The organism is Vallitalea longa (genome assembly GCF_027923465.1).
GTDB classification, from domain to species: domain Bacteria; phylum Bacillota; class Clostridia; order Lachnospirales; family Vallitaleaceae; genus Vallitalea; species Vallitalea longa.
The window spans coordinates 51,960-65,606 of sequence record NZ_BRLB01000002.1 but is presented as its reverse complement, the minus strand read 5'-3'; the positions used below and the strand labels follow the sequence as shown (position 1 = coordinate 65,606).

The window sequence follows — 13,647 nt, the reverse complement described above, 5'->3', positions numbered from 1 at the left end:
AATTATTAATGAAAGAAAAAAGCAATAATGATGTATTGATGGGAAATTCCGTTTCTCGTAAAGTTTTTGTAACAATTAACACAATATTTTTGATATTAGTAACTTTTATAACAATACTTCCAATAATACATATAATATCACTGTCTTTCAGTTCTACACAGGCGGCAGAAGGTGGTCTAGTAGGTTTACTTCCAGTGCAGTTTTCATTGAAAGCATATACTTCAATATTGGGTAAAACCAGTTTTTATAGATCTCTTGTAGTTTCTATAAAACGTGTAATTATAGGTGTTCCTTTTAGTTTGTTGTGTACTATATTGGTAGCTTATCCTCTTTCTAAAGATAAAAAAAGTTTTCCTGCCAGAAAAATTTATGTTTGGTTTTTTATTATAACGATGCTTTTTAATGGTGGAATAATACCTACATATATAATTGTTAAGTCAACGGGCATAATGAATAAACTTTGGGCATTAATACTTCCAAGTGCGGTATCTGTTTTTAATATATTAATTTTAATGAATTTTTTTAGGGAATTACCAAAAGAGCTAGAGGAAGCAGCTCTAATTGATGGGGCAGGGCATATTTCTATACTTACAAGAATCTTTTTACCTCTTGCAAAACCAGCATTAGCAACACTGGTACTATTTATATTCGTTTTCCATTGGAACTCGTGGTTCGATGGTTTGATGTATATAAATAAGATAGAGAGAATACCACTTCAGACTTATCTACAACAAATATTAACTATGCCAGATACGAGATTCATGACTGCTGATCAACTACAAGAACTAGGTAATGCCAGTAGAAGGACTAGTAATGCAGCTCAGATAATCATCTCGACTATACCGATATTGATTATTTATCCTTTCTTACAGAAATATTATACTAAAGGACTTGTTTTGGGTAGTGTAAAATCATAGTATTAAGTGAATAAGTTATATACTAAAATTAATAAGGGCTTTATGAGCCCTTTTTTTATCTTATATCATAATCCTATTTTTCAAGCATATGAAATAGGAATATTATTAATTATTGTAAATCTGAGATAAAGTCAATTCAAGTCCATCGAACTTATTGGATTTATAAATATCACTTTTATTCAAAGTGATACATTTCTCAACTTGCTTGTTTTTGAAATTCCATTGAATAACATTCTGATTTTTAGTATCAAATATAACATATTCATCTATACCAGAAGTTAGATATAGATTAAGTTTTTTGACTAGATCGTTATTTCTTGTAGCCGGTGATGTAACTTCTATAACTAATGAAGGTATTCCATAGTACCTATCACCAATAATATTTTCATGGTCACACATTACAAATATATCAGGTTGTACGATATCTTTGGTATGTGAGTTGTTGAAATATATATCATAAGGGCTTACATATGGCTTGCACTTTTTATCTTTAAAGTAGTTATGGAATTCTCCAATTATAAATGTAACAATCTCTTGGTGAAAATGACTTGGAGGAAATAATTGATACACAACACCATTAAGATATTCAAACCTTCCATCAGTATTTTTGTATACTTCCATAAATTCATCGTAAGATATTTCCGAGTTATCATATGTATAGTCGCCATTTTCATCTCTAATCAAATCTCTATCTCTGTATTTAGAATATTTTATGAGTTTTGCTACAGGTTTCTTATTTCTAGTTATGATTATGTCTTCATGTTGTACTAGTTCAAGATATTTTCCGAAATTGGTTTTAATGTCTGTGGAATTAACTGTCATAATAATCACTCCTAACCATATATTTTATTTATATTAATTATATAACATATACATGAATTAATCAATATATACTTAATGATTAATTGATAATATTTTGATGATAATTATACAATAACCTGATTATGCTTTTAGAAACTTACAATTTATAGTTCTTTATTATAATTAAAGGTAAGAAAGTTGCGTAATATATATTAAATATAAAATAAAAATGCTATACTTAAGTAGTGTGAATTTATAATAGGAGAATGATATATTATGAAAAAACCAGTGGATCTATTAAAGATGGAATTAGATTCAATACCTAAATATCTATTATTAAGAGATGTAATAAAAGTAGATAATGATGACATAGAGCTAAAGGCTATAAAAGAATCAGTAATGAAAAATAAATGGGTAGATACTATTATTAAGCAACAACTAGTAGACGGTTCTTGGGGAACATTTCATAGTATGAGCCAAAATGGTAAAAGCACTATGACAACAGAGCAAGCATTAAGAAGGTTAATAATATTAGGTCTAGATCATACTGATGAACCAATGAAACGAATAGTAGAATATATGGAAAAACATTTACTTGGAGAAATTGAGTTGAAAGATAGAGTAGAGAAAAAACATAATTGGACATTGTTTACACACCTGATTGCTGCTACATGGGTTAGAATTATTGATCCTAACAATCTACTTGCTTTAGAGATTGCTAATGATTGGGCTAATATTATTATAAGTGCTTTTTCTTCAGACATATATAATCCATCTGCTTATAAAGAAGCTTATTATGATATACATAAGGTTTCTGAAGGTAAACATATGTTGGGATTCACAAATTTTTATGTGGTTGCCATTCTATCAGACTTATTACCGAAACAAGTAGAGATGAAATTTATTGATTATATAATGAATAATAAAAGTGGTATATATTATATTTATGATGGATCTCTTAATATCCTCCCTGATAAATTTGATTCTCTACAAGCAAGTAGATATATTAATGCATATAGCTTATTATGTAGATATGCATTTTCTAGAGATAAATTAAAAACATTCAAGAGATGGTTATTGAGCAATATACAAGAAGACGGTTTTTGGGATATGGGACAAGCTTCCAAAGATAACATACAGTTTCCATTATCCAATTCTTGGCGTAAATTAATAAATAGAAAGATTGATTGTACTATAAGAATAATGAGATTGCTATGTATATTATAAAATCAAGCAAGTAATTTGTTTTCTTTATTTGTTTATTCTTCAGCGTGTAAATTATCTGTTGTAGTTAAATATGTACCTAATATCATGATTGGTAATGCAATAATGAAATTGATTTTAGGTGGTTGTCTAAAAATAATGAAAGAAAGTACTACCCCAATAAAAGGTGCTACAGCATAATATGCGCTAGTTTTAGCTGCTCCAAGACTTCTTTGCGCATGTACATAAAAGAAAATACTTAACCCATATGCAAAAAAACCTAAAACCAATGCTGCTGCTATATATTTAATATCAGTAACCTTCTCTTTAATTACTAATGCAATAATTAGTGAACCTAATCCAGATCCAAATCCTTTTATTATAACTATTTGGAGAGGATCTTTTTGTGAAAGTTTTCTTGTGCAGTTATTTTCGAATCCCCAGCAAATACATGCTAACAACACTAATATGGAACCAAGCGAAAAAGAAAAACTGTTCATATCTTCTATGGATAATAATATACTTGAGATAGATATAAGTACTATAGAGAGCCATAATCTCTTGGTTATTGTTTCTTTAAAAATTAATAGTGCAATCAAAGAAGTTGCTACTATTTCGAAATTGTTGAGTAAAGAAACGTTTTCGGGAGTTGCTGTATTTAATCCTATCATCAGTAAAACAGGTGCTATTATATCCAATACGACCATAGAAACAATGTAAGGTAATTCATCTTTAGTCAAGCTAAGTTCATTCGTTCTAGCATTTGAAGTACGTGAAAATGCACCAAATATAGTCATTCCGATACCTGCTCCTAGATATAGTAATGCAGCCATCATTGTAGGAGGTATCTTATTTAATAGTATCTTAGAAAAAGGCGAACTGAATGAATACAGAGTTGCAGCCAATATCGCCCATAATATTGCAATCTTATAATTTCGTTGCAATTTTATCACCTCTATTTCATGAATTTATCAATAGCTGTTGATAAATCATCTAGTACTTTCGTGTCACCTGTCTGTACAGCATCCACTACACAGTGATTTATATGATCTTGTAATATGATTTTACCAACATTATTAACTGCTGATTTTACTGCTGCTATCTGTATTAATACTTCACTGCAATCTCTTCCATCTTCGACCATCTTTTTTACAGATTGTAAATGCCCTATAGCTCTTGAAAGCCTGTTCATAACAGCTTTTGTATTAGTATGTGTATTATTCATTTTCTTACCTCCTTTACATCATTATAACCCCCTATGGGGGATATTGAAAGTATAACATATTTACAATTTAATAGCAATTAGAATATCATATATAATTATTTTACCTATTGATATTGGTTAAATACAAAAATAAAGATATGTTATATTCATAAAAGATATTTATATTATTTGAATTATATTAACGATAATTCTTTATACCTGTTGAAATAATATTGATAATCAAATATAATATAATTGATTTAACTTTATAATCTTTAAGAAGGTGGATATTATGAGTCAATATAAAGGGAAGATGAATATTAAAATAATATTGATATTATTATGTTTATGTGTATCAGCTAAACATATAATTTCATTACCTTATTTTGAATCAATGGATTATATAAAGTTTATAATTGGTTTAAGTTATAGTGCTTTATTTTATACTTTATTATTGTTCTTGATTAACTTAATTATAGTAAGTATACGTAGATTTAAAAGTTATGTAAATAAAAGTTGAATATGACTTTACAATTATAATATTACAAGAGGGGAACTAAAGATAATGGAAAAAGACATACGACTATATTACAAGTATTCCGACTATCTAAAAAACAAATATGGAGAAAAAGTATATAAATTACCTATAAATCTTGATTTGACTTGCCCCAATAGGGATGGATGTGTCGGTACTAATGGATGTATATTCTGTAGCGAAATAGGAACAGGGTTTGAGAGCCTTTCTAATACATTAAATGTTAAAGACCAAATCAAAAAAAATATGGCTTATATCGAGAAGAAATATAATGCAAATAAATTTATAGCTTATTTTCAAAATTTCACTAATACATATTTACCAGTAGATGATTTTGAAAAAGCAGTTATCGATAGTATAGATGACAACATAGTGGAAGTAGCTATATCCACTAGACCAGATTGTATTAACAATAAATATCTAGAGGTACTAGATAATATCAAAAGCAAATATAGAGTCAATATAACTATAGAATTAGGTTTACAGAGTGTTAATTATTCAACTCTTGATAAAATAAACAGAGGTCATTCATTAGCAGAATTTATAGATGCAGTTCTAAGAATTAAGAAGTATGATTTTGACATATGTACTCATATGATTCTTAATCTTCCTTATGACACTATTCGAGATGTTATTGAAGGTGCTAAAATATTATCAGTACTGGGAATCAATCAAGTAAAACTTCATTCTTTATATATTGCAAGAAATACTAGACTTGCTGAATTATATGCAAATAATAGAATTGATGTTTTCACAAAAGAGGATTATGTAAATAAAGTTGTAAAATTCCTTGAATATACAGATTCTAATATAGCAGTTCAACGTCTAGTTAGTAGAGCACCTAAGGAAGAAACTATATTTTGTAATTGGAATACAAGTTGGTGGAAAATAAAGGATGATATAGAAAACAAAATGATTCAGGATGAGACGTATCAGGGCAGATTATGCACATATAAAAACGGTTCAGCTTTGACTAAAAAATTTAATTTATAAGTAGATTTGATTATATGAATAGGACTTGCATTATAGTAAAAAATTGGTGTATTATTAAGTAATAGCTTAATTATTTATTAACAGATATATAATTAAAGTTTTTGTATAAGAGGTGTTAAATTGGATCAGAGAAAAAGAAGGAAAACCATACAAAATAATAGAACAAACAATAGGCAGCCTAATAGAACCAGCAATAGGCAATCTACTAGAACAAACAAGAGGCAACCTACTAGAACAAGTAAGAGACAACCCAAGAGAAAAACACCTAAAAATAAAGGGCTTGGGATTGGAACGTTTGTTTATTTTATAATATTCTTTTATTTAGCATATAATATCATTTCTTTTTTAGTTAGTAATGATGTAAATTATATATCGGCCGAAAAAGGTAGTATATATAGTATATCTAAAATTTTTGACGGTATCATATTAAGAGATGAAACAGTAATAAAAAGCAGTTCTAAGGGTATACCAAGTTTTTATGTACCAGAAGGTGATAAGATTGATACAGACAGTATAGTATGTATGGTGGATTCTAATGGAGATTTTACAAGTGCAATAAAAGAAAACCTTAATTATATCAATGATAAAATAGCTTATGCTAATAATTGCAATTCACATGATTCAATTAAGACGGATCTATACACCTATACTATGAACTATAATGAAAATTCATTTAATAGTATTTATGATTTCAAAAATAGTTTGAACGAAACGTTATCTACTATTAATCAATCTCAATATGTGAATAATCAAATGGATTTAGATACTCTAAGAAATAAACAATTGTTAGAGTCACAGATTAATAATAATATTAGTCTAGTCAAATCAATTAAAAGTGGTGTAATCTCATATAAAATAGATGGTTATGAAGATTTTAAAATTGATACAATTGATTTAAAAGCACTATTTGATTATAAAGCTCCAGAAGAGATATATACATATAAACAGGAAAATGTTGAAGAAGGTTCACCTTTATTTAAAATAGTCAATAACGATAAGTGGTATATTGCATGTGAAATGGATGATAACCTAACTGAATTTATTCAGGATAAAGATTCTATTGCGATTAATATCATTGATAAAGATATAGATGTAGTAACTAAAATATACGACATTATGGAAAAAGGCAATAAAGAGTATGTTATACTTGAAATAGATAGATACTTTAATCTTTTGAGTCAAAGAAATATAAGTTTTCAAGTTGTATATAAACAATACGAAGGAATCAAGATTCCCACCACTGCAATAACAGAAAAAGAATTTCTCAAAATTCCCAAATCATGTATTGCCAAAAAAGGGAATAATCAAGGTATACTTAAAAAAGTCTACGGTGAAGATTATGTTGGAGGAGAAACTGTAGAATTTATCAAGATCGGGTTAAACTATACTGAAGGAGATAATTATTATATTCCAGTAAGCGAAGAGGGTGTACAGCTTAATGATATTATAGTTAATTCTTCAAATGAAGATTATAGAATAACTGAAACTAAAGATTTAAAAGGAGTATATGTCATTAACAAAGGATATACATCTTTCAAATTGATTGATGAGTTATATGCTGAAGATAGATATATAATAGTTGATTCTACTACTCCATATGGTATTAGAATATACGATAGGGTTATAGCAGATTCTACTACTATTAAAGAAGATGTAATAGTATTCTAATAATTTAGAGGATAACTAATTTATTAAGTATTAAATTAGGCGATGATATATTAACTATTTTACAGAAAGGATGAAATACACATGGAACATATAAGTGATAATATTCAAGAAGTACTAGATAATATTAAACAGGCTGCTGAAAAAGTAGGAAGAAATAAAGATGATATAACGTTAATAGCTGTATCTAAGACTAAACCCGTAGAATATATAGAAGAAGCTATGAGAAGTAATATACTAGATATGGGTGAAAATAAAGTACAAGAAATCAGACATAAATATGAAGTACTGGGTGACAAAGTTAAATGGCATATGATTGGTCATTTACAGACTAATAAAGTTAAGTATATAGTTGATAAAGTATGTCTTATTCATTCTGTAGATTCATTAAAACTTGCTGAAAAAATTAATTCAGAAGCAATTAAAGCTGATAAAATAATGGATATACTCATTCAACTTAATGTTGCTAACGAAGATACGAAATTCGGATTAATGACAGATGAATTAACTAATTTCATTACTGCAGTAAGTAAATTATCTAACCTAAGAATTAAGGGTCTCATGACAATAGCGCCCTATGTAACTGATAGCGAAGATAACAGACATATTTTTAGAGAAATTAAGCAATTAGCTGTTGACATAAAAAGGAAAAACATCGATAATGTTAATATGGACATCTTGTCAATGGGGATGACAAATGATTATATGGTTGCCATTGAGGAAGGTTCAACCATGGTTAGAGTTGGGACAGGCATATTCGGCAAAAGAGATTATAATAAGAGGTGATATAGAATGGCGAAGTTTATTGATAAGATGATGGATATGATGAAATTAAACGATTATGACGATTATGATGAGGATTATGAATACGAAGAAGAAAATGAAGAAGAAACCGAATCATCTAATGTTTCTGATTTTAAACATATCAAGAACAATTCAAAAAAGAAGAATAATGCGACAAACATAGTTAACTTTCAGGCGAACGTTCAAATGGAAGTTATAGTTATTCAACCTGAAGCTTATGATGAGGCTCAAGATATATGTGATCACATTAAATCAAAAAAACCTGTGATAATTAATTTAGATAAGATGGATAGAGATATTGCACAGAGGATAATGGATTTTATCAGTGGTTCATGTTATACATTAAACGGTAACTTACAACGAGTTACAAATAATATATTTATTATAGCACCTGAAAATGTTGATATAGCGGGTGATTTTAGAGAAGAACTAAAGTCTAACGGGATTATTTTACCTTGGAAAAGCGAATAGAAAAGTGGCTTATTATAGACTTATAAGGAGTGAAATTTATGGAAATTGTATTAAGTGTCTTATATTTATTTCTATTTGTTTTAGAAATATTACTAATAATTAGAGTACTATTATCTTGGATACCAAATTCGTATGATAATCCCGTTGCACAATTTATAATTATGGTTACAGAACCCTTGCTTTCTCCAATAAGAAAACTTATAGAAAAATCAATTTTCGGTGGTAAAGGAAATGTTCTGGATTTTTCTCCATTGATTGCATTTTTAGTAATTAGGATATTACAAAATATGATAGGCAAATTTTAAATAGGATAATGGATATGGGAAATAACATTAATAATGATGATGCTATAGTTCTTAACAAGATCATTGATAAAGAAAAGATTGCATCAATAAGACAAATTGAAATGTATACAGATTTTTTGAACATTCATGAGCAAAGTATATATAAATCAAATAAAAAATACTTAGCAGGGATTAATCATATTTTTTATGGAGGATATGATTATAGTGAAAGAAAGATATTGGCTTTTTATCCAGACTATATTGATAGTAATAATATCAAATATCCTATAGTCATACTCGAAATTCGTCCTAGGAATATGAAATTTTCTAATAATTTGACACATCGTGATTTCTTAGGCGCAATACTGAATCTGGGTATTACAAGAGCTAAAGTAGGGGATATAATTGTTAAAGATAATTTTGCGATTGCATTTGTTAGTCAGGTGGTTTCTGATTATATAATAACTAGTTTAGAAAAGGTAAAGCAGACGGTAGTTGATGTACAGATATTACATACTTTACCAGATGAAATTTTGACTCCAAGTTTTCAACATATAAAAGGAACTGTATCTTCTATTAGATTAGATTCATTGATATCATTAGCTTTTCCATTATCAAGAGGAAAAGCTGTTACACAAATCAGGAATAAAAATGTTTATGTAAATAGTAAAATGATTTTATCACCTTCATATAATTTGATTGAAGGTGATATAGTTTCTGTTAGAGGTATTGGTAAGTTCTTATTTTACCAAATCGGTAATAGAACCAAAAAAGATAGGATTTACATTGAACTAAAAAGATATACTTAGGAGGAATAATATGTTAACACCTTTAGACATTGAGGCAAAGAATTTTAAGAAAACATTATTTGGTTTTTCTCAAGTTGAAGTAAGGAATACAATAAATGAAATCTTATCAGATTATGAAAAAATATATAAAGAAAATATCGAATTAAAGGATAAAGTTAACTTATTAAATGAAGGAATCAAATACTATAAGACTATTGAAGAGACACTTCAAAGTACTTTGCTATTAGCAGAAAAAACTGCTGAAGAAACTAAGTCAAATGCTCATAAAAGAGCAGAAATCATCGAAAAAGAAGCAGAAGTAAAAGCTCAGACAATAGTTGAAGATGCTAGAAATGAAGTATATAGAATCAGTCAGAAAAAAGAAGAACTCGTACAGCAATATGATGCTTCGAAAATTCAGATTAGACAATTTCTAAAAGCTCAGCTTGAATTAACAAATAGCAATACATTAGAAAATAAACCTATAGATATAGATGAGATAATGAAACAACAAACTATCGAAGAAGCTGCCGCCACTAATATAGATGATATATCGGTGAAACAAATAGATAATGAATAGGAAAAAATATAATTATTACTATAGTAAAAATAATTTCCTTATGCTAGAATAAAGTTCTGAGAGGTTACCCTCTGGAACTTTTGTTTTTTAATCTTGTTTTAAAAATAATAATATTAAGCTTAATATTAAATAAAGGAATGACATAAATATGAAACTAATTAAAGTAAATACTACTAGTAATGATTATAATATCGTTATCAGTAGCAATTTTGAATCATTGCAACAAAATTTGATTGATGTAGGCGTAGAAAATAAAAAAGTATGTGTTATTACAGATGACAATGTCAGTAAATATTATTTAGATAATGTAATTAATATATTATCTGATATTACAAGCAAATTATCTTATAAGGTAATTCCTCATGGTGAAATAAATAAAAATCTTGGTACTATTAATACAATATATCAAAAAATGATTGAAGAAAAAATGGACAGAGATTCTTATCTGATAGCACTTGGCGGCGGAGTCACAGGTGATATGGTTGGATTTGCTTCAGCTACTTTTATGAGAGGTAATAATTTCATTCAAATACCAACTACATTACTTTCTCAAGTAGATAGTAGTATCGGGGGTAAAACAGGTGTGGATTTTGAAGGTTACAAAAATATTATTGGTTCATTCCATCAACCTGAATTAGTATATATTAATACCAGTACTTTATCTACATTACCTAAGAAAGAAGTAAGTGCTGGTATGGGAGAAATTATAAAACATGGATTAATAGCAGATAAAGATTATTTTGATTTTATTAAAACTAACAGTACATTGATTAATCAGCTTGATAGTGATGTATTGGAGGATTTGATTTACAGATCATGTGTTATAAAAAGTGATATCGTATCACAAGATGAAAAAGAAAAAGGAATAAGAGCGACTCTTAACTTCGGTCATACAATTGGGCATGCAGTCGAAAGATTATTCGATTTCAAATTACTTCATGGTGAATGTGTAGCTATTGGTATGGTATCTGCTGCGTACTTATCATTTTTGCTAAACCAGATAGATAACAAACAACTAGAGGATATTAAAAAATGTATTAGAAGTTTTGATTTGCCAACAGAAATCAATACATTAGAGCCAGAAACAATATATAATGAATTATTTCATGACAAAAAAACTAAAAATGATATCCTTAATATAATATTATTAAAAGGCATAGGAACATGTGAGATCAGAAATGATATAGAAAAAGAAAGAATAATAGAAGCAATTAAATATATTTTATAAGGAGACATGCAATGATTTTAATGTTAATAAGTGTAATACTCTTAGTAGGTCTAGATCAGTATACCAAATATTTAACTGTAATGAATATTGAACCAACAGAATATATTCCAATTATTGGAGATGTATTTGGATTAACTTATGTCAAAAATGAAGGTAGTGCATTTGGGATGCTTCAAGGACAGCAATGGTTGTTCATAATTTTTACAGTAGTAATTTTAATTGGAATGATATATATTTTCAATAAAATGCCTAAGGATAAAAAATATTATCCATTAAAATTCACTTTAATCTTATTTATAGCTGGAGCTATTGGTAACTTTGCTGATCGAGTTAGGTTGAAATATGTTGTAGATATGTTATATTTCAAATTAATCGATTTCCCTGTATTTAATATGGCTGATTGTTATGTAGTTGTTGGAGCTATATTATTGATAGCATTAATGATCTTCAAGTACAAAGATGAAGATTTCGCATTTTTGAAAAGGAGTAAAAAATAATGGATTCGTATTTATTCAATATTGAAAACAATGATGTAGGTCTTAGGATAGACAAATATATATCAAATAAACTACCGGATTATTCTAGGTCGTTTATACAAAAATTAATTAAAGAAAATCAGCTTAGTGTAAATGATAAATCAATAAAATCCAATTATAAATTAAGACGAAATGATATAATAAAAATAATTATAGAAGAGGCAGAAGAATTAATCATTCAACCTGAAAATATTCCTCTGGACATTCTTTATGAAGATGAAGATGTAATTCTAATCAATAAACCACAAGGAATGGTAGTTCATCCCGCACCTGGTCATTATTCAGGAACATTAGTCAATGCACTGATGTATCATTGTAAAGACAATTTATCTAATATCAACGGTGATATGAGACCGGGTATAGTTCACCGGATAGATAAAGATACATCTGGTGTCCTGATTGCATGTAAAAATAATGTATCCCATGAAAATATAGTTGAACAATTGAAAGAACATTCTATCACAAGAAAATATAATGCGATAGTCTATAACAATATCAAAAATGACGAAGGTGTTATAGACAAACCAATAGGACGACATCCAGTTAATAGAAAACGAATGGCTATAAATCCTGTCAATGGAAAAGAAGCAGTTACTCATTATAAAGTTCTTGAAAGAATTAATCAATATACTTATGTGGAATTGAAGTTGGAGACCGGAAGGACTCATCAAATAAGAGTTCATATGACAAGTATCAATCATCCTTTGCTAGGGGATCCTGTTTATGGACCTAGAAATGATAGGTTTAAATTAAAGGGACAGGTATTACATGCAAGGGTATTAGGTTTTGTTCATCCCAAAACTAAAGAATATATGGAATTTGAAGCTCCTTTGCCAAATTATTTTACTGGAATATTAAGCAAATTAAGAAATATGTAACAATAATAATATAACAGTAAATGAAAGGAAAATTAAATATATGGAAATATTAAGCGACACAAAATATGAAAATTGTGATTTTACAGATAGCAATATAGAATTTCAAGACATTAAAAAATCTTCTTTCAATAATTGCAATTTCAGAAATACTAAAATGGAAGAATCCATTATAAAAAGCTGTGAATTTATAAAATGTAATTTTAAGGCATCAAGATTAAACGCATGTAACATCAAAGATTCAGCTTTTTTAAATTGTAAATTTGAATTTGCTGATTTGTTTGGTGCAGAATTTACTGATTGTAAAATGGTCGGTTCGACTTTTGATGAAGCTAATATGTTAGGAGTAGTTATCGTTAGAGGTGATTTTTCATATACCAATTTGAAATTTCAAGATTTCAAAGGTATCGATTTTAGTGAAGTAAATTTAACTAGAACCGATTTTACAGGATGCAATCTAGAAAAAACTAATTTCAATAAAGCTATATTAAGTTATACTATTTTACATAAAGCCAAACTAAAAGGATGTGATTTTAGAGAAGCTCTAATAGAAGGTATTAATTTATCTGAACTTGACTTACATAATGTTAAATTAGATATAGCTCAATGTATGCTATTAGCAACTTCATTTGGAGCTATAGTCGAATAAAAAATTATAGTATTTGTTAAAATATTTTATTAAGGTATTATCGTAGAGTATATTCCAATATGATGATTTTACTATCCTGTATGTCAATAATAAAATTTATAGTACTGAAATAGT

The 13,647-nt window shown here is 28.0% G+C and carries 16 protein-coding genes; 13 read left to right on the top strand and 3 right to left on the bottom strand.

The window, feature by feature from the left end; translation table 11 throughout:
• Positions 1-8 precede the first annotated feature (8 nt).
• The gene (locus QMG30_RS06485; protein ID WP_281813591.1) at positions 9-917 is read left to right on the top strand and encodes a carbohydrate ABC transporter permease; all 909 of its coding nucleotides are present in this window, start codon (positions 9-11) and stop codon (positions 915-917) included.
• A gap of 105 nt (positions 918-1,022) precedes the next feature.
• Here QMG30_RS06485 and QMG30_RS06480 read toward each other — a convergent pair whose 3' ends face one another.
• A complete protein-coding gene (locus tag QMG30_RS06480) occupies positions 1,023-1,739 on the bottom strand; it encodes a type II toxin-antitoxin system Phd/YefM family antitoxin (protein WP_281813589.1) in 717 nt (238 codons plus the stop codon).
• Positions 1,740-1,994: 255 nt separating this feature from the next.
• On the opposite strand from QMG30_RS06480, the gene QMG30_RS06475 reads away from it, so the two are divergent.
• A complete protein-coding gene (locus QMG30_RS06475; protein ID WP_281813587.1) occupies positions 1,995-2,945 on the top strand; it encodes a hypothetical protein in 951 nt (316 codons plus the stop codon).
• A 32-nt stretch (positions 2,946-2,977) separates the two neighbouring features.
• On the opposite strand, the gene QMG30_RS06470 is transcribed toward QMG30_RS06475, so the two are convergent.
• Both QMG30_RS06470 and QMG30_RS06465 read right to left on the bottom strand, forming a co-directional pair.
• Positions 2,978-3,874 carry a DMT family transporter gene (locus QMG30_RS06470; protein WP_334305031.1) on the bottom strand — a complete coding sequence of 299 codons (897 nt, stop codon included), beginning with the start codon at positions 3,872-3,874 and terminating at the stop codon, positions 2,978-2,980.
• A gap of 2 nt (positions 3,875-3,876) precedes the next feature.
• Positions 3,877-4,146: a metal-sensing transcriptional repressor gene (locus tag QMG30_RS06465; protein ID WP_281813581.1), complete on the bottom strand. Its 270-nt coding sequence runs from the start codon at positions 4,144-4,146 to the stop codon at positions 3,877-3,879.
• A gap of 544 nt (positions 4,147-4,690) precedes the next feature.
• On the opposite strand from QMG30_RS06465, the gene mnmL reads away from it, so the two are divergent.
• From mnmL to QMG30_RS06410, 11 genes are all read left to right on the top strand, one after another.
• Positions 4,691-5,653: a tRNA modification radical SAM protein MnmL/YtqA gene (gene mnmL / locus QMG30_RS06460; protein ID WP_281813578.1), complete on the top strand. Its 963-nt coding sequence runs from the start codon at positions 4,691-4,693 to the stop codon at positions 5,651-5,653.
• A gap of 120 nt (positions 5,654-5,773) precedes the next feature.
• Positions 5,774-7,321: a biotin/lipoyl attachment domain-containing protein gene (locus QMG30_RS06455; RefSeq protein ID WP_281813576.1), complete on the top strand. Its 1,548-nt coding sequence runs from the start codon at positions 5,774-5,776 to the stop codon at positions 7,319-7,321.
• Positions 7,322-7,402: 81 nt separating this feature from the next.
• Positions 7,403-8,104, top strand: a complete 702-nt coding sequence (locus QMG30_RS06450) for a YggS family pyridoxal phosphate-dependent enzyme (RefSeq protein WP_281813574.1) — start codon at positions 7,403-7,405, stop codon at positions 8,102-8,104.
• Between the two features lie 6 nt (positions 8,105-8,110).
• Positions 8,111-8,593, top strand: coding sequence for a cell division protein SepF (locus tag QMG30_RS06445; RefSeq protein WP_281813571.1), 483 nt, complete (start codon positions 8,111-8,113; stop codon positions 8,591-8,593).
• Positions 8,594-8,631: 38 nt separating this feature from the next.
• Positions 8,632-8,898, top strand: a complete 267-nt coding sequence (locus tag QMG30_RS06440; protein WP_281813569.1) for a YggT family protein — start codon at positions 8,632-8,634, stop codon at positions 8,896-8,898.
• A gap of 14 nt (positions 8,899-8,912) precedes the next feature.
• The gene (locus tag QMG30_RS06435) at positions 8,913-9,686 is read left to right on the top strand and encodes a YlmH family RNA-binding protein (RefSeq protein ID WP_281813567.1); all 774 of its coding nucleotides are present in this window, start codon (positions 8,913-8,915) and stop codon (positions 9,684-9,686) included.
• 10 nt (positions 9,687-9,696) lie between these two features.
• Positions 9,697-10,245, top strand: coding sequence for a DivIVA domain-containing protein (locus QMG30_RS06430; protein ID WP_281813564.1), 549 nt, complete (start codon positions 9,697-9,699; stop codon positions 10,243-10,245).
• A gap of 148 nt (positions 10,246-10,393) precedes the next feature.
• Positions 10,394-11,473 carry a 3-dehydroquinate synthase gene (gene aroB, locus QMG30_RS06425; protein ID WP_281813562.1) on the top strand — a complete coding sequence of 360 codons (1,080 nt, stop codon included), beginning with the start codon at positions 10,394-10,396 and terminating at the stop codon, positions 11,471-11,473.
• Positions 11,474-11,484: 11 nt separating this feature from the next.
• Positions 11,485-11,970 carry a signal peptidase II gene (lspA, locus tag QMG30_RS06420; protein ID WP_281813560.1) on the top strand — a complete coding sequence of 162 codons (486 nt, stop codon included), beginning with the start codon at positions 11,485-11,487 and terminating at the stop codon, positions 11,968-11,970.
• Positions 11,970-12,887, top strand: coding sequence for an RluA family pseudouridine synthase (locus QMG30_RS06415; RefSeq protein ID WP_281813558.1), 918 nt, complete (start codon positions 11,970-11,972; stop codon positions 12,885-12,887). The genes lspA and QMG30_RS06415 overlap by 1 nt, the downstream gene beginning before the upstream one ends.
• A gap of 40 nt (positions 12,888-12,927) precedes the next feature.
• Positions 12,928-13,533 carry a pentapeptide repeat-containing protein gene (locus QMG30_RS06410; RefSeq protein WP_281813556.1) on the top strand — a complete coding sequence of 202 codons (606 nt, stop codon included), beginning with the start codon at positions 12,928-12,930 and terminating at the stop codon, positions 13,531-13,533.
• The last annotated feature ends 114 nt before the right edge of the window (positions 13,534-13,647 follow it).

Coding starts and splice junctions, on each gene's coding strand:
- QMG30_RS06485 (WP_281813591.1), top strand. CDS start 9: ATGAAAGAAAAAAGCAATAATGATGTATTGATGGGAAATTCCGTTTCT.
- QMG30_RS06480 (WP_281813589.1), bottom strand. CDS start 1,739: ATGACAGTTAATTCCACAGACATTAAAACCAATTTCGGAAAATATCTT.
- QMG30_RS06475 (WP_281813587.1), top strand. CDS start 1,995: ATGAAAAAACCAGTGGATCTATTAAAGATGGAATTAGATTCAATACCT.
- QMG30_RS06465 (WP_281813581.1), bottom strand. CDS start 4,146: ATGAATAATACACATACTAATACAAAAGCTGTTATGAACAGGCTTTCA.
- mnmL (WP_281813578.1), top strand. CDS start 4,691: ATGGAAAAAGACATACGACTATATTACAAGTATTCCGACTATCTAAAA.
- QMG30_RS06450 (WP_281813574.1), top strand. CDS start 7,403: ATGGAACATATAAGTGATAATATTCAAGAAGTACTAGATAATATTAAA.
- QMG30_RS06445 (WP_281813571.1), top strand. CDS start 8,111: ATGGCGAAGTTTATTGATAAGATGATGGATATGATGAAATTAAACGAT.
- QMG30_RS06440 (WP_281813569.1), top strand. CDS start 8,632: ATGGAAATTGTATTAAGTGTCTTATATTTATTTCTATTTGTTTTAGAA.
- QMG30_RS06435 (WP_281813567.1), top strand. CDS start 8,913: ATGGGAAATAACATTAATAATGATGATGCTATAGTTCTTAACAAGATC.
- QMG30_RS06430 (WP_281813564.1), top strand. CDS start 9,697: ATGTTAACACCTTTAGACATTGAGGCAAAGAATTTTAAGAAAACATTA.
- aroB (WP_281813562.1), top strand. CDS start 10,394: ATGAAACTAATTAAAGTAAATACTACTAGTAATGATTATAATATCGTT.
- lspA (WP_281813560.1), top strand. CDS start 11,485: ATGATTTTAATGTTAATAAGTGTAATACTCTTAGTAGGTCTAGATCAG.
- QMG30_RS06415 (WP_281813558.1), top strand. CDS start 11,970: ATGGATTCGTATTTATTCAATATTGAAAACAATGATGTAGGTCTTAGG.
- QMG30_RS06410 (WP_281813556.1), top strand. CDS start 12,928: ATGGAAATATTAAGCGACACAAAATATGAAAATTGTGATTTTACAGAT.